General features: G+C 63.7%; 19 protein-coding genes and 1 pseudogene. 9 read left to right on the forward strand and 11 right to left on the reverse strand.

Annotated elements, in window-relative coordinates; genetic code table 11:
- Positions 1-9 precede the first annotated feature (9 nt).
- Together ACQY5A_RS08245 and ACQY5A_RS08250 are read right to left on the reverse strand one after the other, a co-directional pair.
- Complete coding sequence (locus tag ACQY5A_RS08245; protein ID WP_428339946.1) at positions 10-1,527, reverse strand: class I adenylate-forming enzyme family protein; 1,518 nt, start codon at positions 1,525-1,527, stop codon at positions 10-12.
- A gap of 88 nt (positions 1,528-1,615) precedes the next feature.
- Positions 1,616-2,380 (reverse strand): SDR family NAD(P)-dependent oxidoreductase, encoded by a 765-nt coding sequence (locus tag ACQY5A_RS08250; RefSeq protein WP_428339876.1) that lies wholly within the window; start codon positions 2,378-2,380, stop codon positions 1,616-1,618.
- 311 nt (positions 2,381-2,691) lie between these two features.
- Here ACQY5A_RS08250 and ACQY5A_RS08255 point away from each other — a divergent pair, with 311 nt between their 5' ends.
- The 5 genes from ACQY5A_RS08255 (at position 2,692) to ACQY5A_RS08275 (ending at position 7,629) form a co-directional block, all read left to right on the forward strand.
- On the forward strand, positions 2,692-3,876 hold the full coding sequence (locus ACQY5A_RS08255; RefSeq protein ID WP_428339877.1) for a cytochrome P450: 1,185 nt from the start codon (positions 2,692-2,694) through the stop codon (positions 3,874-3,876).
- 82 nt (positions 3,877-3,958) lie between these two features.
- Positions 3,959-4,813: an SDR family oxidoreductase gene (locus tag ACQY5A_RS08260; RefSeq protein WP_428339878.1), complete on the forward strand. Its 855-nt coding sequence runs from the start codon at positions 3,959-3,961 to the stop codon at positions 4,811-4,813.
- 50 nt (positions 4,814-4,863) lie between these two features.
- On the forward strand, positions 4,864-5,856 hold the full coding sequence (locus ACQY5A_RS08265) for an amidohydrolase family protein (RefSeq protein WP_428339879.1): 993 nt from the start codon (positions 4,864-4,866) through the stop codon (positions 5,854-5,856).
- A 39-nt stretch (positions 5,857-5,895) separates the two neighbouring features.
- Positions 5,896-6,162: a hypothetical protein gene (locus tag ACQY5A_RS08270; RefSeq protein WP_428339880.1), complete on the forward strand. Its 267-nt coding sequence runs from the start codon at positions 5,896-5,898 to the stop codon at positions 6,160-6,162.
- A gap of 234 nt (positions 6,163-6,396) precedes the next feature.
- Positions 6,397-7,629 carry a cytochrome P450 gene (locus tag ACQY5A_RS08275; protein ID WP_428339881.1) on the forward strand — a complete coding sequence of 411 codons (1,233 nt, stop codon included), beginning with the start codon at positions 6,397-6,399 and terminating at the stop codon, positions 7,627-7,629.
- A gap of 375 nt (positions 7,630-8,004) precedes the next feature.
- On the opposite strand, the gene ACQY5A_RS08280 is transcribed toward ACQY5A_RS08275, so the two are convergent.
- The 5 genes from ACQY5A_RS08280 to ACQY5A_RS08300 form a co-directional block, all read right to left on the reverse strand.
- On the reverse strand, positions 8,005-8,493 hold the full coding sequence (locus ACQY5A_RS08280; protein WP_428339882.1) for a hypothetical protein: 489 nt from the start codon (positions 8,491-8,493) through the stop codon (positions 8,005-8,007).
- A gap of 349 nt (positions 8,494-8,842) precedes the next feature.
- Entirely contained in the window at positions 8,843-9,448 is a 606-nt protein-coding gene (locus tag ACQY5A_RS08285; RefSeq protein ID WP_428339883.1) for a TetR/AcrR family transcriptional regulator, read from the reverse strand.
- Between the two features lie 46 nt (positions 9,449-9,494).
- On the reverse strand, positions 9,495-10,421 hold the full coding sequence (locus ACQY5A_RS08290; RefSeq protein WP_428339884.1) for an NAD(P)-dependent oxidoreductase: 927 nt from the start codon (positions 10,419-10,421) through the stop codon (positions 9,495-9,497).
- Positions 10,422-10,486: 65 nt separating this feature from the next.
- Positions 10,487-12,160: an alpha-keto acid decarboxylase family protein gene (locus ACQY5A_RS08295; protein WP_428339885.1), complete on the reverse strand. Its 1,674-nt coding sequence runs from the start codon at positions 12,158-12,160 to the stop codon at positions 10,487-10,489.
- 229 nt (positions 12,161-12,389) lie between these two features.
- Positions 12,390-12,743, reverse strand: a complete 354-nt coding sequence (locus ACQY5A_RS08300; protein WP_428339886.1) for an aromatic-ring-hydroxylating dioxygenase subunit beta — start codon at positions 12,741-12,743, stop codon at positions 12,390-12,392.
- 83 nt (positions 12,744-12,826) lie between these two features.
- Here ACQY5A_RS08300 and ACQY5A_RS08305 point away from each other — a divergent pair.
- The 3 genes and pseudogenes from ACQY5A_RS08305 to ACQY5A_RS08315 form a co-directional block, all read left to right on the forward strand.
- Positions 12,827-13,051, forward strand: a pseudogene (locus ACQY5A_RS08305) (4-hydroxy-2-oxovalerate aldolase); the annotation flags it as partial.
- Positions 13,052-13,202: 151 nt separating this feature from the next.
- Positions 13,203-14,669, forward strand: a complete 1,467-nt coding sequence (locus tag ACQY5A_RS08310) for an aldehyde dehydrogenase family protein (RefSeq protein ID WP_428339887.1) — start codon at positions 13,203-13,205, stop codon at positions 14,667-14,669.
- 482 nt (positions 14,670-15,151) lie between these two features.
- Entirely contained in the window at positions 15,152-16,204 is a 1,053-nt protein-coding gene (locus ACQY5A_RS08315) for an LLM class flavin-dependent oxidoreductase (RefSeq protein ID WP_428339888.1), read from the forward strand.
- 532 nt (positions 16,205-16,736) lie between these two features.
- Here ACQY5A_RS08315 and ACQY5A_RS08320 read toward each other — a convergent pair.
- The 4 genes from ACQY5A_RS08320 to ACQY5A_RS08335 all read right to left on the reverse strand — a co-directional run bounded on the left by ACQY5A_RS08320 (position 16,737) and on the right by ACQY5A_RS08335 (position 21,460).
- Positions 16,737-17,945 carry a dihydrolipoamide acetyltransferase family protein gene (locus ACQY5A_RS08320; RefSeq protein WP_428339889.1) on the reverse strand — a complete coding sequence of 403 codons (1,209 nt, stop codon included), beginning with the start codon at positions 17,943-17,945 and terminating at the stop codon, positions 16,737-16,739.
- A 10-nt stretch (positions 17,946-17,955) separates the two neighbouring features.
- Positions 17,956-20,283, reverse strand: a complete 2,328-nt coding sequence (locus ACQY5A_RS08325) for a transketolase-like TK C-terminal-containing protein (protein ID WP_428339890.1) — start codon at positions 20,281-20,283, stop codon at positions 17,956-17,958.
- A gap of 127 nt (positions 20,284-20,410) precedes the next feature.
- Positions 20,411-20,815, reverse strand: a complete 405-nt coding sequence (locus tag ACQY5A_RS08330) for a nuclear transport factor 2 family protein (RefSeq protein ID WP_428339891.1) — start codon at positions 20,813-20,815, stop codon at positions 20,411-20,413.
- 84 nt (positions 20,816-20,899) lie between these two features.
- The gene (locus ACQY5A_RS08335) at positions 20,900-21,460 is read right to left on the reverse strand and encodes a hypothetical protein (protein ID WP_428339892.1); all 561 of its coding nucleotides are present in this window, start codon (positions 21,458-21,460) and stop codon (positions 20,900-20,902) included.
- Positions 21,461-21,701: 241 nt separating this feature from the next.
- On the opposite strand from ACQY5A_RS08335, the gene ACQY5A_RS08340 reads away from it, so the two are divergent.
- Entirely contained in the window at positions 21,702-22,049 is a 348-nt protein-coding gene (locus ACQY5A_RS08340; RefSeq protein WP_428339893.1) for a DoxX family protein, read from the forward strand.
- Positions 22,050-22,225 lie beyond the last annotated feature (176 nt).

Consider the following 22,225-nt stretch of genomic DNA (forward strand, 5'->3'; position numbering starts at 1 on the left):
CGTCGCCCGTCAGGAACCAGCGACGCGCACACTCCGACCCGCCCAAAAAGGCTCCCGAATCACCTTGCGTTGAACCTTGCCTACCGGGTTGCGCGGTAGCGGGTGGTCCTGGAACAGCACCCGGGCCGGTTTCTTGTATGAGCCCAGCCTGGTGCTGCACGCGTCGATGATTGCCTGCTGTTCGAGTCCGGCGGCAGGATCAGCGAACACCACGGCTAGTGGCGCCTCTCCCCATTTCTCGTGCGGCACACCGACGACGGCAACTTCACGTACTCCCGGCACTGCGGCGATGACCTGTTCGAGTTCGGCGGGCCAGATGTTGAAACCACCCGAGACAATCATGTCATCGACGCGGTCGATGACGTAGAGGAAGCCGTGTTCGTCCACCCTGCCGATATCGCCGGTCAGCACCCAGCCGTCCTTCAGCCGGCGCTCGGTCATCTCGTCGTCGTTCCACAATCCGGTCATCTGGCCTTCGCATCGGATGGCGATCTCACCGGGTTCGCCGAGCGCGACCGGGCGGTTCGATTCGTCCCGGATTTCTAGCTCGGCGAAGGGCATGATGCGTCCGGCCGCACGCAGGGGATCCGAACCCGGCGAGACGCCGAACCATTCTTCTGGCCCCATTATCGCCACGGGTACCGCCTCAGTCTGGCCGTAGAGCTGATACATGTTGTCCCCCAACACCTCTCGCCCAGCCAGCGCTGTGGTTTCACTGATCGGAGCGCCGGACACCACAACGGACTTGAGGTGCGGCAGATGCTGACGGCGTCCCTCGGCGCGGGCGACGATGTCGGCGATCATCGTCGGAACGGCGAACAGGTAAGCGATCTCCCGATCGGCCACGGTGGACAGGAACGTCTCCGACTCGAACTTGGGAGCCAACACGTTGCGTCCACCGCCCAGCCAGATCGGCAGGAACATGTAGCCCGAACCGTGCGAAATAGGTCCCACGTGCAGACAACCGTCGCCACGATTCACCGGCGGGAGCATGTAGAACCAATCACGAGTGGCGCTCATCCAGGCGCGGTGGGTGTAAGCAATGCCCTTGGCCTTGCCCGTCGTGCCGGCCGAGTGCCGGATGATGAATACGTCGTCCAACGACACTTCGGGATTGGGGTCGGTGTCATCCTGGGCGGCGAGCCAGTCCTCGTACCGGCCATCTCGGACCACGACGTGCACGTCGCCGATTCCTTGGTCGATGCCGGCGATCTCGTCGGCGTATTCCTCAGCGGCGACGACGATCTTGGTGCCGGTATGGCTGATCATGTGCTGGTGGGCTTCCGGCGAATTACGGCGGTAGAGCGGAACCCGGACCAGGTTCGCCACCGCGGTGGCAACGTAGAAGTCGCACGCCGCGATGCAGTTGTCTTCGAGTACCGCGACCCGGTCTCCGGGCTTCGCGCCGAGCGCGATGAGAGCATTGGCGAGTCGCACGCCCCGCTCCCAAGCCTGACTGTAGGTCACTGTCCGCCCGGAACTTTCGACTGCAATCAGATCGCGGTGAAAACTCGCCGAGCGTCGCATTGCGCTTCTCACATCGAGCACGTCGTCCTCCACCTCGGTTGTCCTGCGCCATAACGTGTTCGGCCGCTGCCGACGGCAAGCGGCACGGCTAGAGAATTCTGGAGCGCCGTGCGATGAAGACCGGGGAGAGTGCCCGTGCCAGCAACTTCGCCGCCATGCCCTTATTGCCCACCGTCACCATGGGTTTGCCCTGGACCAGGGCGCTGTATCCGGCCTGCGCGACCGCCGCGGCATCCAGCTTCTCAGTGGCATAGATCCTCTTCATCATCGAGTTTCCACTGAAGCCGGCGACATCTGCGGTGGCCGCGAAATTGGACTGGAAGGACCCGGGCGCCACGCACGTGAGCGTGATGCCGCTCTGTTCGAGCTCCGCGCCCAGCGCCAGGCTGAACGTATTCGTGTACGCCTTCGATGCTCCGTACGCCGCGAGCCTGACCGCGGGCGAGAATCCGGCGGACGATCCCATCACCAGGATCCGACCCGACCCACGTTCCTGCATTCGGCGACCGAAGACCATCGACAGCTTCGTCGAGGTGATGACGTTGAGCATCAACATGCGCTCGAGCTTGGTCAGGTCGATCTCGGTTGGAGCCCCATACGCGGCGAAGCCCGCGTTGTTGACGAGGGTATCGACCTGATAGGCGTGTTCGTCGCACCAGGCCAGGAGCTTCTCCGCGGAGTCGGGCTCGCAGAGGTCGGCTTGCCTGACTACGAGGCGGTCGCCGCCGGGATCATGATCGCGCTTGAGTCGCGCCAGTTCGTCATCGAGGAGGCTGACGGCGAGCACTCTGAAGTTGTCGGCCAGCAGCAGCCGCACGTATTCACGGCCAGTACCCGCGCCGGCGCCGGTCACCAGAGCGGTTGGTGTCGTCGATGAGGTGTTCACGAGGTACCTTTCCCGGACTGTCAGGTCCGCGCCCGTGCGCCTGCCCCGCCTGTGTTCGGGCGACTCGGTAGCAGGGCCACGTCCGCGTTCATCGTCGGTCACCGGCGTCACGCGGAGGCGATCGCCGTTCTGAGGGTCGGAACTGCACTCGAGCGGAGCGCTCGCGTCAGCGGCGATCCAGCGCCCGCACCTGCCTTGCGGTGAGCCACAATCGATCGTGTTCTGTCATGCGGAACTGGTGGATGTGCAAACGTCCCGACTGCACTGAGACTTCGACCATGACCCGAGCAGAGGAACGCCACAGTGACTGGAGCCCGCTGGCGCCAGATGCCGATGGGACGTATGCGCAGACCTTCGCCGACCTTCGCAAGGGTTGCCCCGTCGCCTGGACCGAGGATTTCGGGGGGTTCTGGGCCCTGCTGAAGCACGCTGACATCGCGTCGGCGTGCAAGACGCCGGGCACGTTCTCGTCCGGCCCGCAGTTCGCCGTTCCGCATCTGGACCTGGGTTTTCCCTGGATTCCCCTGCAGAGTGATCCGCCCGATCACACCAACTACCGGTCGCCGCTGCTGCCCTTTCTTTCGAAGGCCAGGGTGGCCGAGCTGGTGCCACAACTGCGGGAGATCGCGCACCACCTGCTGGAGCCGCTGCGCGGCCGCGATCGCTTCGACGCTTCGACCGAATTCGCGCAGCCGTTCGCCGGCGAGGCACTGTGCCTCGCGTTGCGGGTGCCCGAATCCATGTGGGCCGAGTTTCGCAGCTGGACATCCAACATCGTCCAGGCCATGTCTGACGGTAATCTGCAGCTCCTCCTCGACGTGTCCAACGCAATATCGGAGTACGTCACCGATGAGGCCGAGGAGCGAAACAAGAATCCCGGCGACGATCTGACGAGTGCGCTGCTGAAGGTCCGGGTGGACGGACGCCCGCTCACGCAGAAAGAACTGCACGGTTACTACATGTTGCTGACGTCGGCCGGTCACGACACCTCGGCGAACTCTTTGGGACACGCCTTGAACCATCTCGGCGCGCATCCCGAGCACCGGGCCCGGCTCATCGCCGATCCGGGCCTTACTGCGGGTGCGGTGGATGAGATCATCCGGTTCTACGGACCGTTGATCGGATTAGGCCGACGCGCCGTGCAGGATATCGTGGTGGGCGGCCGAACGATCAATGCCGGGGAGCAAGTGGCATTGGTCTGGGCGTCCGCATCCCGCGACGAGGACCAGTTCGAGCGCGCCAACGAATTTATCCTCGACCGGCCACCCACGCGCAACGTCAGTTTCGGATTCGGCACCCACTACTGCGTCGGGGCCGATCTGGGCCGGACCCAGCTGCGCGTCGCGATCGACGCTTTCCTCGAAGCCTTTCCGGACTTCCACGTCGAGGGCGACGTCGGAAGGACGATCTGGCCGACGCAGGGAATCCGGTCGGTCCCGTTGGTGGTGGATACCGCGCGCTGACGCGGTCGCCGGTCGCGGTGGCCCACACCGGAGTGCCTGGTAATTCATGTCACGCGCAGTAGCCCACGAGAGGAAGACACCGTTGTCCCGGCACCAAGGCAGGGTCGTGTTCATCACCGGCGCGGCGCGCGGGATCGGACGTGCGACCGCCGAACTATTCGCGGCCCAGGGCGCTTCCGTAGTGGTATGCGACATCGCTGACAGCGTCTCGGCAGCCCAGGCGACCACGGCGAACGCCACCGATCTCGACGACACCCGACGCGCGGTGGTCGCTGCGGGCGCGGCGTGCCTTGCCCACATCGTCGACGTCCGAGACCAAGGCTCCATCGATGCCGCGGTTCAGGCCACCGTTGCCGAATTCGGCCGCATCGATGTGGCCATCGCCAATGCAGGCATCATGCTCTCCAAGCCCTTTTGGGAGGTCGAAGAACACGAGTGGCAGGCCGTCCTTGACATCAACGTTTCAGGCGTGTGGCGAACGGCCAAAGCGGTTGCCCCGCAGATGATTCAGCAGCTTTCGGGCGTCATCCTGGCCACCGCATCGGTGCAGGCACGGACCCCGCGCAGAGGACTCGGCGCCTACACGGCGTCCAAACACGGACTAGCCGGGCTGATGAAGTCGATCGCGCTGGAGCTGGGTGAGTTCGGTGTCCGCGCCAACACGGTGCTGCCTGGGGCGATTCATACCCCGATGATCGACAACGATGCGGCCGGTGCACTGAATTCCGAAGCCGCCGAGGAGGAAAGCCGTCGGACTGCCTTCTTCCGACGCATGTCGGCGTTGCGCGCACGTTCGGTGCTTCCAGCATCCGCGGTCGCTAATGCCTTCTCCTGGCTAGCATCCGACGAAGCGGCCGAGGTGACTGGCATCGAACTGCCCGTTGACGCCGGGTCGCTGATACTCCCTGGGTATAACGGTGCGCCCGTACGCGAGTGACCGCACGCTTAGCACTGCAGTGCGGCGCTAGGTTTTAGGAGGACGTTACCATGAATCACTTGTGCCGCATCGACTTTCATGCCCACATCGTCGTTGAGCTACCCGATTTCGCCGAGCGCTTCGGTGACCGACACTGGCCCACGTTCAGCACCGCCGACGGCACAGGCCGGCTGAGCCGCGACGGACAGGTGGTGCGGAGCATGTCGCCCTCGGCGTGGTCGACCCGACTTCGGCTCGACGACATGGATGCGGCCGGGCTCGACCGGCAGGTGCTGTCCCCGGTCCCGCCGTTGATCTGTGATTGGGGTGAGGCCAGACAGGCGACCGAATGGGCCGACCACCTGAACGCAGGAATCGCGCAGGTGGTTGCCGAACAACCAGGCCGGTTCAGCGGGCTTGGCACGGTACCCCTGCACTATCCCGACAAGGCCGTGGACGTTCTGCAGCGCGCGCACGATGCCGGGCTTTCAGGTGTGGAGATCGGCACCGCCGCTGGCGACCGTGAACTGGACCATGTTGACCTGCGCGAGTTCTTCGACGCCGCAGAACAATTGGGCATGATCGTTTTCGTCCATCCGCTCATTCTCCAGACCGGCACGGCGTGGGCGCAGCGGATCACCGGGCTTGCCGCCACATTCGGTCTCGGCATGACCACCGACACGGCGATCGCCGCGAGCCGGCTGGTGTTCGGCGGCCCCTCGGCGCGTTGCCCGCAGTTGCGCATCTGCCTCGCGCACGGTGGTGGCACCTTCTTCTGGGCGTTGTCGCGGATCGCGCGTTTGTGGGACCAGGGCGAGGAACCGCGATCATCGGACTTGACCCAAAACATTTTTGTCGACAGCGTCGTCTACGACCAGGCGAACCTGCGATACCTGTGCGATCGGATCGGTTCGGACCGCGTCCTGTTCGGAACCGACTACCCGCTGCCGGCGCAAGACGATCTGGGCGGGTCCGTCCTGGCCGGTCTGCCGGCGGCCGATGCCGAGAAGGTCGCTGGCTTGAATGCCGCGGCGCTGCTTGGGGTGCCGACGACGAGCCACTGACCCGAGCCCTTTTGCGGGTTCCATTACGAGGAACGTGCGGTGCTCCGTGGCCGCGAGTTGGAAGCTGGTCGGGTGATCATGGCTGAGGCCGCCATCGATCCGGCTGCAGCAAGCCACCTGCTCAAGCCCGCGAAGTTCCTCGTTCATCTGCTGACGGCTGCCATGGGCTACCGCGCGCACCGACGACCTGCGGGCAAGCCGGCGAATTTCGCACCCGTCGAGCATCGCGACAAACCGGGACACGGGGATCGAATTCCAAGGGAATGTTCTCCGGCCCGCCGTGATCGGAGCATCGACCGCGCCTAAATTCGGATTGCCAGCCCCGACGGGATGAGGCCGAACGCTTTTCGACGATATGACTTGTGTTCTGCGGGAGGTAAGTGTGTCCCACAGGACGGAACAGTGCGTGTACGGATCGACTCTGGATTCGGTATGTTGCGCAACGTCTTCCGTGCGGAACCCTGATCGCATTGATCAACGGCACGCGGTATCGGACCGCGATTCGAATGACTCGCTCTATTCACGTATGGAGGGCTTCGCATGGCCGCTGAAGTCGAAGAACACTTGGCACGCGTGGGTGCGCTCATCAGCGATCCAGCCACCTATCAACGCGACGAATGGGACCCGCTGTTCGCGCTGCTCCGCCGGGAAGACCCAGTTCATCGCGTGCACGACAGCTTCTTCGGACCGTATTGGGCGATCACGCGGTTCGACGACATCAGAGAGATCGAGGTGAATACCCAGGTATTTTCCTCCGATTCGCACTTCGGGGGTATCCAGCCCTACGATCTGCCACCTGAAGCCGTGTTGCGCACGTTCTTCATGATGGATCCTCCCGACCACACCCAACACCGTGAAGTGCTCAAGGTCCTCGGGCTACCCCAAGGCGTTGCGGCGTTCGAGGACCTGATTCGCCAGAGCACGCGCGAGGTGCTTGCCGGTCTGCCCCGCGGTGAAGAGTTCGACTGGACAGAGCGGGTATCTATCGAGCTCACTTCAACGATGCTCGCGGCAATGATGGGCTATCCGATCGAAAAACGACACGACCTCGTCTATTGGTCGGAAGTCATGACGTGTTTCCTCGACGATCCCGATGCTCCGATCTCGTCGGAGAAAGAGCGTGAGGCCGAGAAACTGAGATTCGCTGAAACGATGATGACGCTGTGGGAGCAGAGTTCCAAAGAACCAGCGAACACTACTTTGCTGTCAATTCTGGCCCACAGTGACCTCATGAACTCGCTGTCGCTGCAAGAGCGAATGGGTACGCTCCTCACCTTCCTAGTCGGCGGGAACGACACCACCCGAAACACCATGAGTGGCGGGCTTTGGGCCTTGTGGGAGCATCCAGACGAGCTCCGCAAGTTGCGCGAGACGCCCACACTCGTGCGACCGTTCATTCAGGAGACGCTGCGCTGGCAGACACCGGCGCTGTGCGTGCGGCGAAACGCTCTGCAGGACATCGACTTCAAAGGCAAAAGGATCAGAAAGGGGGACAAAGTCATTCTGTGGTACATCTCCGCCAATCGGGATGACGAGGCCATCGAACGGGCCAGCGAGTTCATCGTAAATCGGGAACGACCGTCCCGGCATCTGACTTTCGGCCACGGTATTCACCGCTGCATCGGAGCGCGGCTGGCCGAGGTGCAATTGGCGATCCTCTGGGAGGAGTTCTTCGCGCAGGGATACGAATTCGAAGTCCTCGCCAAGCCCGAATATGCCTATTCATCCGCGTTCCGCGCCATCCGCCACCTCCCAGTACGCATCACGAACTAGTCCGAAGGGGCCTTTGCGGGTGTCCTGATGTCGTGGACATTTTCCTCATTGCCTCGGGTTGGCCCGACGGCCGCGATATGGCGTCCTCATCAAGTAGGCATCCAGCACGCACGAGATCATCGCGAAGACAGCATTGTCGGCCGGTTGATGTAGGTCGGCGAGCCGCATAAGTGGTGGTTCGCTGAACCCCTCCGGAGGCGTGGCACTTTGCACACACGCACTGCAAATCGCACTGGGAAATCCTGGAGGCTCCTGACCGCGGAAACGAGGATGGCCATGCCGAAGGAACAGTCGCCCGGGAGGACGACGACACGGGATATTGTCAAGACTTGTGGATCGGCGTCGCTAGAGAGACCGACCGCTCGTTGAGGTTAGTCACACAGTGGCGCCGCGGTAGTCGAACAGGCTGACCGGCACGGGTCTGGTCGAAGAGCAGTGTGGATGACCGCTACACGGCGGTTTTCCTCGAGATCCTCGCGGAGAATGTGATTGAGGATCTTTCCGGAGGGGTTGCGCAGAATCAGGTCGCGCGGAAGCTTGCAGCTGCTGAGGTTTTGAGCACCCATGCGCGAAGGTCTTCCACGTCAAATCCTGCCCCGGGAGCGGATTGGCAACCGCCAGAACTGTTTCGCCGTAGACGGGATGTGCGCGGGAGATGATGGCGATCTCGTCCGACGGCAGGGTGCGCAGCCAGGGCATTCTCGACTCGACTAAGTAGATATTGCGGCCGCCGGAAATGATTATGTCTTTCAGCCGATTAACGACCGTGATGTAGCCGTCGGCGTCGACCGTGGCGACATCACCCGTACGCAACCACCCTTCCCGGACGGTCTCGGCGGTGCCGGGGGTTTCGCCAGTACTCATTCATTACCCTTCTCACCCCGAAGGATCAGCTCCCCGGCGCATCCGGGTATCACGTCTGTGCCGTCGGCGTTAACCACCCGCGCTTCGGTGTTGAAGGCGGCAAGACGCCCGCTCGCGTCGGGGCGTGCGATGACTTCTGCTGCGCTGGACTAGATGCCGCCGGCGCCGCCTTCTGTTAGCCCGCACGCCTGAATCAACTCAACATGGGGCAACGCGTCCAACGCGGACCGGACGACAGAGGCCGGCACCGGCGCCGCCCCGAAGAGGCCGACCCGCCGTGAATCCGCGAAACCTCGGCGCTACGGCGTCGAACTATCAACGCGCATCGGACTCGAGCCGCATTAGCGCCTCACATGGAGGCCGAACTTGCAAGTTGCCTTGCGATGGCTGTGACTATGCAGATTTCGGCGAGTTCGGCGACGCAGTGCGGGTTGGCATCGACGTCGGTGATCACGGTGATGGTGAATAACGGGCTGAGGTGAGATGCGACGACGTTGTCGATCGCCGGTGGTGGGAGTCCGTGGCCGCCGGCGGCCTCCCATAGCGTTGCAGCGATTTGGTGGTGTCGGGTCTTGCGGTTGTCGCGCAGTTCGCGGACCGCAGCGCTGAGTAGCGGGGAGAGGTCGCGTCGCGCGATGAGATCCCAAATTCCTTGCGCCGTTTGGTTGGCTCGGGTGTGGATGAGATTGCAGATCTCGTGCAGCCACGGGCGCCAATCTCCGCCGGCGTAGGGCGGCAAGCTAGTTTCGAGGTCAGCTGCTCCGCTGCGCACCGCGGCGGAGATGAGCTCGTCGCGGGTGGAGAAGTGCCGAAAGATCGTGCTGCGGCTGACCCCGGCGCGCTCGGCGACTTCGTCGACAGTGACGTCCAATCCGTGAGTGATCAAGCAGTCCTGGGCGGCGCGGATCAGAACCTCGACGATGGCTCGTCGCTTCGCCTCTTGCACGGTGGACACGGCAGCGAGCTTAGTGTCTGATGCGGTGTGCTTCGGTGTTACGGTCCTACGAACTGGGGGCATGTCGACGCTTTCCTGGCGGCAGGACCGGCGTATCCAGTTTGCCGCTGTCTAGGTAGTCGCGAAGATTCGCGATCAGACATGCGTGCATGGCGGCGGTACTGCGATCCGTGCCGCCACCAATGTGCGGCGTCACGGTGACGTTGTCCAGGGTGAACAACGCATCAGGCAGTGTCGGTTCCCCGACGAACACGTCCAGTCCTGCACCGGCCAATCCGCCCGAGCTGCACAGGTCGATCAGGGCGTCCTGGTCGATGACGTCTCCGCGGGCGATGTTGATCAGGTATCCGTGTGGTCCGAGTGCGGTCAGCTCCTCTCGACCGACGAGATGGCGATTGTCTGGACCGCCGGCGGTCGCCACGACGAGTACGTCGACGGATCGAGCCAGCGACACAACGGAGTGGACATATCGGCATGGGCAGTGGGGAATCGGATGACGGTTGTGATACGCGATGTCGCAGTCGAAGGCCGCCAGGCGCCGGGCGATCCGTGTGCCGATGCCGCCCATGCCGAGGATCCCGACGGCAGCGGCGGTGAGGTCCCGGGTGTGCATGAATTCACTGTCGTAGTCATATCCGTGGTTTGCGCGAACGTATCGTTCCGCGGCGTTGAACCGTCGCACGGTGTTCAGTGCCAGGCCGACGGCCGTGTCGGCGACGCTGGCGCGCAGTTCCTCGGGGGCGGTGTTGCTGACGCCGATGTCGCGGTGTTGGGCGGCGCGGACGTCGATGAGTTCGTAGCCGTCGCCGAGGCTGACGATCGCCCCGAGGTGGGGCAATGCGTCCATCAGGCCCGCGTCGTCCCCGGGCGCCCCCGCGGTCACCAGGGCGCGCACCGTGGCGGCGTGGGCGGCGACCAGGGTGTCGCGTGCATCCGTGTCGGGCGGGTAAATCGCGCCGAACTGGTCAGCCAACGTACCGATTAATTCTGATCCGAGGTGACCTTGGCACAGGACCTTCACTGGTTTAATGGGTGTGCTCACGAGCCGGCCCCCAGCAGCGCACCGAAGGTGCGCGTCAGAGCGGTAGGGACGTCGTCCGGCGAGAGCACTACCTCGATGAGGGTGCAGACACCTTGGTCGTGGCGGCGTGCGGCGTCGGTGAGTGCGTCGTCGAATTCCTTCTCGGTGCCGACCTTGATCCCGATGGCGTCGCCGGTGGGGTCGAACACCGACAACAGCCCTTGGTAGTCCCAGGAATGCAGGTAGTTGTAGGTGTTGTCTTGGGGCTTGGCGAACCCGACGACGTTCTCGATGACATAACGGCCGTTGTTGAGCACGATGATGATGGGCGCGAAGTTGTGACGCAGCACCGTCGATAAGGACTGGGCGGTCATCTGCAAGGAGCCGTCACCGGTGATCATGACGTGGCGCCGATCGGGAGCGGCGACCAGCGCCCCGACCAGTGCTGGTGGTGCGAAGCCGATGGCGCCCCAAGTGAATTCGGTGATCGTGCTAACCCCGGCTGGTTTGGGGATGCCGATGGCCGAGTTGCACGTGCCCTGATCGACGACGAAGACGTCGCCTTCGTTCAGGAACGACGCGAGTCGCTCGTAAAGCCGGTCCTGCGTTATCGCAGCATCCGGCTGGGCGGTGAATGCCGGGGCTGCAATCGAGGCTGCGGGCACGAGTTCGAAGTCGCCGAGCTGCCCGGCCTGCCCAAGTAGGGCTGTCAGGACCCCTTCCAGAGCGACCCCGGGGTAGTCGGTTTCACCGATGCGTGCTGCGTCGATACCGAGGTCGACCACCTTGGGGTCGTGCCAGTCCGGGTCGGCTGCACCCTGGTTGGTTTCCCCGGACCGGATGCCCAGCCGCAGCAACAGGTCGGTGCCGGACACTCGCTCGGTGATGTCGTCGCCGGGGACGCCGAGATACGTCCCCAGGAATTCGGGTCGCGTCTCGTCGAAGGATGCCGACATTCCGCTGAACACGACCGCCGTCGGAATCTTGGCCTTCGCGGCGAATTCCTGCACCAGTGGCGTGAGGGCATAACGGCCCACCGCGCTGTCGGCCAGGATGACCGGGCGATGGGCGGCCCGCAGACGGGGCAGTAGGTCGGAGAGGAAGATGTCGAGTTGGTTGGGATCGCTCTGCGGTGTCGACAGGTGCAGTTTCGCCGAAGGTCGTTCGGCGGGTAGATCGCCCAGATCTTCGGGCACCGCGAGGTACACCGGCAGCCTTTGTGCCCAACATTCCTGCAGCAGCCGGTCGATCTCAGCGGTGGCGTTCTCCCTTGTCAATACGGCATGGGCGCACGTCATCTCGGCCGCGATCCGAGCAAACCCGTCGAAGTCGTTGCGCAAGCTGTGATGGGTCTGCTGACGTCCGTTGGGCGCAACAGTCGGCGGGTGGCCGACGATCGCGATGACCGGGACACCTTCACTGAAGGCGCCTGCGAGGCCGCACGATGCACTGAGCTCACCTACACCGCACGTGACCATGTAGGCGCCCACCCCGTTGATCCGGGCATAGCCGTCGGCGGCGTAGGCGCCGTTAAGCTCGTTGCACTCACCGATCCATGTCATCTCCGGATCGGCTTCCTGGGCTGCGAACAGCGGAAACGCGTAATCACCTGGTACTCCGAAGACGTGGCTTACGCCCATCTCCTTGAGCCGGTCCAACAAGTAGGTGCCGATCGTGTAGTTCCCGCTCATAGTTCGAGCTCCCATCCGAGTAATGAGACTCAGAAGTCTCTTTAAAGATACTGATGAGTCCGGTTTACCCGCCTCGCCGGTACTTGTAAACCCGGCGCGGACATCTCCACCAAACGGGCTACGAACGGGACGGCAATCGCCGCCTTCTTATAGGCCGTGGTGGAAGGTCCTTCGAAACTTCAGCTCGCCATCGATAGCGATGAAAGGCTCAAGGGCGTACCACCCGGCGCTATGTCGCCGATCCCGTCCGCGGGCGACGACCTGCCCTGGACCCGGCGTTGGAATCGGCGGTGCCACCGCCGCGCAAGGCCGCTCGGCGGTGGGGAAATTCAGCATGCGCGGTCGGCTTCGTCAGCCGGATCACGCGCTGCTCAAGCATGGGTCGACGGTCATGGATGAGCGCGAAGGTTTCGGCCGGATCGTCGTCGGGCCGATCCGGCGCGGGTACCTCGTAGACGCAGTCGATGGTGAAAAGGTCCAACCATTCTTCGAGGCGCCACTCGTCCAGGAGCGCGGCCTCGTGGTAGAGGAAGTCTTCAACATCCGCACGGGTTAACGTCGCGGCGGACAGGACGCCGGTCACTGTGTTATCCCGCTGCTTGAGGTCTCCAGTACCGGCTGTGCTTCCGGTCGCTCGAGATATGAAGTGCCATAAGGGGATCCCTCGCCGACGACCGTTCAGGACCGCCCATCCAGGTGGACCGCGAGAGCTCACGCCGGGGTATGCGGGCGTGGGCGTCTACTCCAGCTTCTTGCGGCGCGCCGAGGAAGCCTCCACCAACTACGGCATCGGCATCCGGTCACCACGGCCTCGTGGGGGCCCAGGAGGACATGCTGGTCGACATCGCGCTCGACCTGGTCGGCCACGATGCGTCCGCAACCGGGCGATGAGCCGGCCGCAGAACGCGGTTCCGCTCCCCGAAAAGCGCCATTGCCGCCGGTTGGCGGGAGAGCGCATCGTCTTGGGGTAAGCCAATCTGTATCCGCTCTTGGACATGAGACCGATCTTCGGCCGCCGACACCCCTGTGGACGCTCGACCAGGTGTCCGAGGTGCTCGAACTGCAGCGCCGTGCGCAGATGGAGGCCGGACCGCCCTCGCACGCCCTGCGTGCGGACCGACTTGACCGGCTCGGAGCCGCCCTCGCCGAACACGCCGACCGCATCGTTCGGGCGGTCAGTGCCGATTTCGGCAACCGGCCACTCAGTGGAGCGCTGGCTGGAGAAGTCCTACTCCAGCTGGAAGAGATCAGAGCTACCAAACGCAGCCTGCGGGCGTGGATGGCGCCGCAGCGACCGCAACCCAAATACGTGCGTGCCGCCGGCGTGCGGGCCTGGGTCGAGCCCACCCCGTTGGGGGTGGTCGGCATCATGTCCCCCTGGAACTTTCCTGTCGGGCTCTCCGTGCAGCCGGCGATCGCCGCGATTGCGGCCGGGAATCGCGTCATGATCAAGATGTCGGAGATGACCCCCCGGACCGGCGAAGCGCTGCACACCGCGCTCGCGGAGCGATTTGCCGTCGAGGAGCTCGCCGTCGTCTGCGGCGGACTCGACGTGGCCGTGGCGTTCAGCGGCTTACCGTTCGACCACCTGTTCTTCACTGGCTCCTCCGCGGTTGCCAAGCAGGTGTCGCGTGCTGCTGCGGCGAATTTGACGCCCGTCACTCTGGAGCTGGGCGGCAAGAACCCGACCGTCGTCGGTACGGGGGCGGACATCGCCACAGCTGCGAAGCGGATCGTCGCGGCCCGCCTCGCCAACAGCGGTCAGATCTGCCTGAGTCCCGACCACGTATTCGTCCCGCGCCACCGCACCGGACAATTTCTCGACGCCGCCGAAAAAGCCTGTCGTGCAGCACTTCCGACGCTCCTGGGCAACGGCGACGTATGTACCATCATCAATGACAAGCATTACCAACGAATCTGCGCGCTGATCGAGGATGCGAGCAGACGCGGCGCCGCGCTACGCCAAGTCGTCCCGCCCGGCGAGCAGACTCCACCACCGGCAACCCGAAGAATTCCCTTCACCCTGATCAGCGACGTCACAGCCGACATGAAGATCATGCAGGAGGAGATCTTCGGACCAGTGCTCCCGGTGATCGGCTACGACGACATCTCTGAAGTCATCGAATTCGTCAATTCGCGGCCGACTCCGCTCGCTGCGTACTGGTTCGGCCCGGACTCGCCCGCCTTCCGCACCTACTCTGCCCGAACCCGCAGCGGCGGTGTGACCCGGAACGATTTTGCGCTGCACGCGAGCGTTCCGGGCCTTCCGTTTGGCGGTGTTGGGGCCAGCGGAACCGGCTACTACCACGGTCGGTATGGCTTCGAGACCTTCAGTCACATGCGGGCATTCGCGGTCTCGCCCGTGCTCTTCAGTCCCGTCGCGCTGCTCAGCCCGCCTTTCAACCCTCGCCTCGAGAAGGCACTCGCCGCGGGCATCGCCATTTGGGGGAGGCGTTTCGTCAAGCGATCGCGACGCCGGGCAAGCGGCCGTGCCCGCGGCGAAGCATGACCCGGTGACCGTCTGACGAAAGCGCAGCTGCGGCAAGTGCTGAACTGTCCCTAGGGCCGAAGGCCGGAGTGGGCGCATCTGCAGTCGAATACGTGGCACATGGGCCAGGTGCTGACTGCCGGCGCGGCTCAGACGCCCGCGAGACAGGCAGAGGTCCACGCCGGCATCGGCGGGTACGTGTTGTCGCTAAACCTTAACCTCATGTGACTGGCCGCCCTCGATGCCATTACACCGGCCGACTGGGTGATTGGCGCCGGCGAATTCCAGATTCGAGCAGGTGACATCACTGACCGCGACCCGGCGCGGCACCACGATATGTCAACAATCACGTTGATAGACTGGCAGGAGGCAGTAACCCTGGTATCGAGGGTCGCATGACCCTCGACGCCCCAACCAGATCCGGCGCATCCCGGCCCGCGTTAGCGCCGGGTCCCCTCAACCACCTACTGCGGCCGTGTGACTCTTTGTGAAAGGCAGCGCAGATGGAGCTTGGAGTTTACTCGTTTGCCGAGACTGTGCCGTATCCCGGCGGGACGGCACCGACAATCACTGCCGCTGAGCGCGTCCGCGAGATCATCGAAGAGATCGAAATTGCTGACCAGGTCGGGCTGGATGTCTACGGACTCGGCGAGCACCATCGCAAGGAATTTGCGGTATCGTCGCCGGCAATCGTTCTTGCCGCGGCAGCCGCGCGTACCAGCCACATCCGACTCACCAGCGCTACTACGGTCCTCGGGTCGGCCGATCCGGTGCAGGTCTTCCAGGAATTCGCCACCCTCGATCTGGTGTCCGGTGGTCGCGCCGAGATCATGGCCGGGCGCGGAGCTTTCACGGAATCGTTCCCGTTGTTCGGCTACCGCCTCGAGGACTACGCACAGTTATTCAGCGAGAAGCTTGACCTGTTGCTGCGCCTGCGCGACAACGATGCCGTGTCTTGGTCGGGCAAGTTCCGGCCGGCTCTTCATGACCAGCCGGTCTTTCCACGGCCCGTGCAGCATCGGCTGCCCGTCTGGGTCGGTGTCGGAGGCAACCCGGACTCTGCTCGGCGCGCCGGCGCGGCGGGTCTACCGATGGCGCTGGCCGTCATTGCCGGCGACGTCCGCCGATCCGCACCACTGGCCGAGGCGTATCGCGCCGCCGCCGCCGCAGGCGGGCACTCCCAATCCGCCCGGATCAGCATCAACTCGCACGGCTATGTGGCCGCCACGACAAAGCAGGCGATTGACGACTCCTACCCGGGGTTCATCGAGGGGATGCACGCGTTCCTCGGCACCCCACGACAAATGCTGCCCAGTCGCGAACACTATGCGCAGGAACTTGACATCAATGGTGCGCTCATCGCTGGCAGCCCAGAACAGGTCGCCGAAAAGATCATTCATCAACAGCGTCTGTTTGGGCACGACCGCACATTGCTGCAGTTCAGCGTGGGCACCCTGCCCCACCGCCACGTGCTTGACGCCATCGAACTTCTGGGCACCAAAGTCGCACCAATTGTGCGAACAGAACTTTCCCGAAGCTCCAGGCAATCGAGCTGATCGTCGCCCGCGCCTGATCGGGTGGCCTTGGGATAGTTAACCCCGCCGCTCATCCCATAATCGATGAATCAGGTCGAGCGGCACAGCTCCTTACCGGGCGGGGTTGTGCTTCACGTTATCGCAGCCGGTGCCGTGTATTCGAGGGTTGTGGCCAACGATCCCAGCGCCCCGCCGACGCTTGGCAGTCGCCGAGTTCAGCTGTGCGCGTTGTCAAGTCGTTAGACTCAAGAATCCCGAAACGAGAAGCCAGAGCGACAGTCGCGGAGTTTGAGAATAGGGATATCTGATCGCGTTCAACCGAAAGCGATAGGAATATCGCACCTCAATTGCAGAATGCTCCAGTGATCGCCAGTACCGAATGATTCTCACCGCCAAGCGAACTCGACTAGTTCCGCCTCACGGATGCGTGTGATCTTCGATCTCCCGGTCAGCGGACTTTCGGCGGCGTCGAGTCGTCGGGACCACTCCGGCAGGGGTGTCGCGCCATTCGAGCCGTGAAGCCACCTCCAACCGGGTGCGTGATGCGAATGGGTTACGCGCTGCCAGAGGTTGCCGGAACGTCGGGGCGATGGGACCCGTGGAGCAACTCTTTTTCCGTGAACCCTGTTTCGAGCCGTTGTCGAACGGTGGTGAGGAACCGAGCCGCGTCGGCGCCGTCGACGACGCGGTGGTCGTAGGTGATGGAGAGATACATAACGGAGCGCACGCTGAATCCGACTGCACCGTCGGGGTCCCGCAGGGGAACCACTCTCTCGACCACGGAGCCGGTACCCAGGATTGCAGATTCCGGTCGGTTCAGAATCGGCGTATCGAATAAGGCTCCTCGGCTGCCCGTGTTGGTGATGGTAAAGGTGCCACCGGTCAGTGCGTCGGGACTTATCGTTCCGGCGCGTACGTGGTCTGCCACCTCGGCAATGCCGGCGGCCAATTCCGCGATGCTCAACCGGTCGGCATGGCGGATGACCGGGACGATCAATCCTTTGGGACCGTCCACAGCGATTCCGAGATTTACGCTGTGGTGATAGGTAATTTCGGTGCATTCGGTATTGACCGAGGCGCTGAGGACAGGGTGTTCGGCCAAGGCTTCAACGGTTGCCTTGGCGAAGAAGGGCAGAAACGACAGTTTGGTGCCGGTCGCCTTTTGGAATTCCGCTTTGTGCGCGGTGCGCAGCATGCTGATGCTAGTTACGTCGGCTTCAACAACGGTGGTGAGTTGCGCAGCACCGTGTAGTGACTCCATCATGCGTCGGGCGATCGTCTGACGGATCTTGGGAAGCTTTTCAACTGAGGTATCGGCGCCGTTCGTCACCGCGGGTGGGGCCGCAGCCGCGGGCTGCGCCGTGGCTACCGAGATGGACGGAGCGTCGGTGTGGGTGTCGGTGTCGGTCGGTCTACCGAAGGCCGTACTGGCGGATGGGGCCGCAGTAGTTTCAACCGTCACGGGTTTGTGCTCAGCCGTCACGGGTTCGGGCTCTTGGTCCGGCTGCGAGGCGGGAGCTGTGGTGATGGTGGCAAGGGCCGCACCGACTTCCACTACGTCGTTTTCTGCGACGAGGATGGCGGCGACGGTGCCGGCGTGCGGCGAGGGGATCTCGGTGTCTACCTTGTCGGTGGCGACTTCCAGCAATGGCGTTTCGGCGTCCACCGTGTCGCCCGGTTCGACGAGCCAGCGCGTGATGGTGGCCTCGGTGACGTCTTCGCCGAGGGAGGGCAGGGTTACTGTGAATTCCGCGTCGGTCATGGCTTCCTCATCACTCGGCGAGATCAAGCGCGGCGCGCACGATGGAGTCGGCGTCGATCCCGTGATAGCGATACACCGCGTTCAGGTCGCCGACCTGTCCGAATCGGCTGACGCCCAACGACTTCAACGGGACACGGTTGATTCCGGCGAGGAACGCCAGGGTGTGCGGGTGTCCATCGAGGACGGTGACCATCGGCGCGGCACGTTGCACCGGGAAGATCTGGTCGAGGATCCAGGAGGGGCCGTCGCCCAGGCCTTGGCGAGCCTGAAGGGATTCGAATAGTAATCCAGGACTGGTGATGCAGACGACCTCGGCGGCGACCTGCATCTCTGCAAGCCGATCTGCCGCTTCGATAGCTTCAGTGACCATCGCGCCGATGGCCACGATGCAAACCGCGGGGTCCGCGCATGGACGCAGCGTGTACCCGCCGGCGATGACCTGGCGGCGACGGCGCTCCCGAGCTGCAGGATCGGTGGGCAGCTCGGCGAGGTCTTGGCGTACGGGCCGGGTGGACAGCCGCAAGTAGGACGACTCGCCATCGGGGCGCCCCAGTCGCGAGATGCAGTGCAGCAACGTCCATTCGACTTCGACGGCGAATGCGGGTTCGTAACTGATGCAACCGGGTTGCTCAAGCCCGATCGAGGGAGTCTTGATCGACTGATGCGCACCCCCCTCGGCGGCGAGGGTGACCCCCGACGGGGTGCCAACCAGAATGGACTGGCCACCGGCATAGATGCCGTAGGACCAAGGCTCCAGCGCCCGCTCGACGAAGGGGTCGTAAAGCACGCCGATGGGGAATAAGGGTTGGCTCCACCGACTCCAGGTGGCGCCAAGCTCGCCGAGCAGTCCGACCAGATTGGTTTCGGCGATACCGAGCTCCATGTGTTGGCCGGTCGGTCTTTCGCGCCAATGCAGGATCGTCTCGCGGTCATCGTCGAACCAGTTACGGCGTTCGTCGGGTGACCAAATGCCAACCTTGTTGAGCCAGCCTGCGAGGTTAGTGCTCGAGCTGACGTCCGGGCTCACGGTTACCACGCGCTCGGCCACCTCGGGCGCCTCGCGGCTCAGGTCGAGCAGCGTTCGGCCCAGCGCTGCCTGCGTGGTGCTGGTAGCCAGTGGAGTGCGCCCGATTTCGGTTGGCACTGGTGGCGGCACCGCAATCGTCGGCGCCATGCGGTGCAGACGCTCCGCGGCGGCTGCGCACAGTTCACCGGCCGGGGACTGGGCGCCAAAACGCTGCCACGGTTGGTCGGGGTCATTGCCCAGGGTCTCTGCCAGCTGCTGGAATTGTTCGACTGACAGCAGCGAGGAATGGTTTTGGGGGTGTCCTTGGGTTGGCAGCCCGTAGCCCTTGATGGTGTAGGCGATGATGACCGACGGCCGGGAGTCGTCGATCTGCGCGAACGCCGACCGCAGCGTGTTCAGGTCGTGGCCGCCCAGATTGCTGATGGCTTTGATCAGGGTGGCGTCGTCGAGTTGGGTTATCAGTTCGCTGATGGCGTCGGCGTCCGGCTGCTGGGCGGGCAACCGCTCGCGCAGCTCATCGGCCGTGCAGCGCAGCAACCGCTGGTACTCGGGATTGGGCATCTGCACGATCCTGCGTCGCAGCGCCGATCCGCCCGGACGGCCGAACAGCTCTTCGAGCAACCGGCCGAATCTGACGGGAATGACCTGCCATCCCGCAGCGGCGAACATGGACTCCAATCGCTCGGCGGCGATGTTGGGCACGACCCGGTCAAGGGATTGTCGGTTCATGTCGATGATCCAGACGATCTCGCCTAGCTCCTGAACGGCCGGATCGAGAATCGCTTCCCAGATCGCGCCCTCGTCGAGTTCAGCGTCACCGACCAGCGAGTATTGGCGGCCTGACCCGGTACTGCCGAAAGCGGCGTCGACGTAGCGGCGCGCGATCGCTCCCCAAATGGGTGCTGTGGCGCCGATCCCCACGGACCCGGTCGAGTAGTCCACCGGGTCGGGGTCCTTGGACCGACTCGGATAGCTCTGCAGGCCGCCGAACTCGCGCAGAGTCGTCAGGTAGGGCTCGTCGAGCGTGCCGAGCAGGTAGTTGATCGCGTGCAGCACCGGTGAGGCGTGCGGCTTGACCGACACGCGGTCGCCGGACTGTAGCTGTTCGAAGTACAGCGAGGTCATGAGCGAGACCATCGATGCGCACGAGGCCTGGTGGCCACCGACTTTCAGCCCGCTCGGGTTCAGTCGGACGTGGTTGGCGTGATGGACGATCGCCGTCGACAGCCACAGCACGCGCGCGGCGATCTCGTCGAGTGCGGGTTCCCTGTCGGCCTCGGCCGGTGAGATACCGGGCTGGATGGTGGTCATCGTGACTCCCTGTGTGCACGCTTGCTTGGTGCGATGACTGGTGTCCATAACTTCGACCGGCCGCGCTCTAGCGCTGTACGCCGCGGCGTGGGTGCGCGACGAACATTGGGCTTTGCGCAACGATGACTCAACGCAGCCCAGAGAGGTCGACATAGACGTGGTAGCCCTCGATGAGGTCGTCAGTGTTGAAGGTCAGGACCACAGCGGCCGGGTATTCGCTGGTTGTGTTGTCGAGCTGTATGTACCGCACGCGCAGTTCGACGACGACGGTGCGCTGATCAAGGTCTGTGTAAAACGAATTGAGGGTGTGTTGCACACTCTTGACTGCGTTTTTGTGCTGCGCCGCGAATTCCAGCATTGCTTCAAGTCCCTCGATGGGCGCGTTGTTGGCGAATCGAAATTCGACGTCGCGGCTCAGATAGTCGCCGAACGATGCAAATTCCCAAAGATCGGAAATCGCGAAGTAATCGGTGATCCGGCGCGCCCAGCGGACGGCTGAGATTTCCTCGAGGGTTGCGTCGTCGATGGTCACGAAGCGTCCTCCCGTAATTGTGACGACCGTCATGGTGTCGGTTGGTTCGCTCTCCCAACAGCAGCGTAGAGGCCCGCCCTCATGTCAGTCAACACTTACGTTGATCACGCGCGTGAACAGGGTGAATAGGGAAGCCGCGATGTTGGCGGTCCGGGTGCGGCCACGTGCACGGCCTTGGGGCAGGAAATCGCCCCGGTAGAGCGGCGCTACTGCTTGTGGACTCTCGGTGTTGGCGGCGCCGAGGGGCGTGACCTCCTCCGCGTTTAAGACCAGATCCGCCGCCGGGAGTATCCCGTCGAGTTGGGACTGTGCGTGCGCTCGCGATTGGTGCGGTGACGTGATCTTGGGCGAGCAACCACGCCAGGATGCTGCGGCGACCGTGGTCTGGTGTGCTTCGGCAACTTCGTCGAGTACTGCCAGCAGCGCTAGGCGGTGCGCATCAATCGTGGTGCCAAAAAGCAACAGGGCAAGGCCGATCCGGCGATCGGCCGAACCAGTGCGCGGCCACAGTGGCCGGGCGGCCAGAAGCCACTCGAATCGAGCGGGCTTGTCACCCTCGACACAGATCGCGGCCCCGAGGTCTTCGGACCACTGCCGCACGTCTCGAGGTGAATCGTCAGGCGAGCTGAGGGATTCGGTGGTCACAAACGACGCGCTACGCGAATAGCGAAAGTCGGCCAGGAATCTCCCCGTCTCGCGGTGGCACAGGAGCTCGGCGAGCTCACTTACGACCTTGCCACTCCCGAGCCTCGTGGCGTATCGCCGCACCGCGGCAATCAACAATGATGTTGACGGTACGCCCGTGGAGGTGGCACTATCGCTAACGGCGAACCTTGGCCGCGCCTAGTCCGTCACGCAACATACGAAGGGTGATGGTTCATCGGCGATGTTTATCGCGACCTGTGTTCTCAGCGCTGTACTGGCCGCACTGCTCGTGTTTTCCGCATACGGAAAGCTCAGTCACAACCCTGAACAGACCGCCACCATAGTGAAAGTCGGCTTTCCCGAACGCTACATCTGGCTGCTCGCATCGTGCGAACTCGCAGGTGCAGCGGCCATCATGCTGGGTCTGTTCTGGTGGCCGATCGGGATCGCGGCAGGCGTCGGCATAACGCTGTACTTCGCTCTAGCTGTTGCCTCACATCTTCGGCGAAAGTTTTACGATGTGCAGGCATCGGGGGCTATTTTGCTGCTCTGCCTCGTGGTGCTCGCCTTGAGGGCGCTCACTATCTAGAAATCCGCAAGGCCCGTCGCCATAGGATCTTGCCGGGGTCACAATGAGGACTCTCGCCGCCTGCGGAGCTGAACGAGTAACCGCGCCGCACGTGCGACGATCCCGTCGTCTGGTGTTCCGCGCCCTCGGCCTGTGCCACCGGTCGGCGCGGGCCGCATGAGCCTCATCGCGTGCTC

It is taken from the genome of Mycobacterium sp., from assembly GCF_965277065.1.
In the GTDB taxonomy this organism is placed as follows: domain Bacteria; phylum Actinomycetota; class Actinomycetes; order Mycobacteriales; family Mycobacteriaceae; genus Mycobacterium.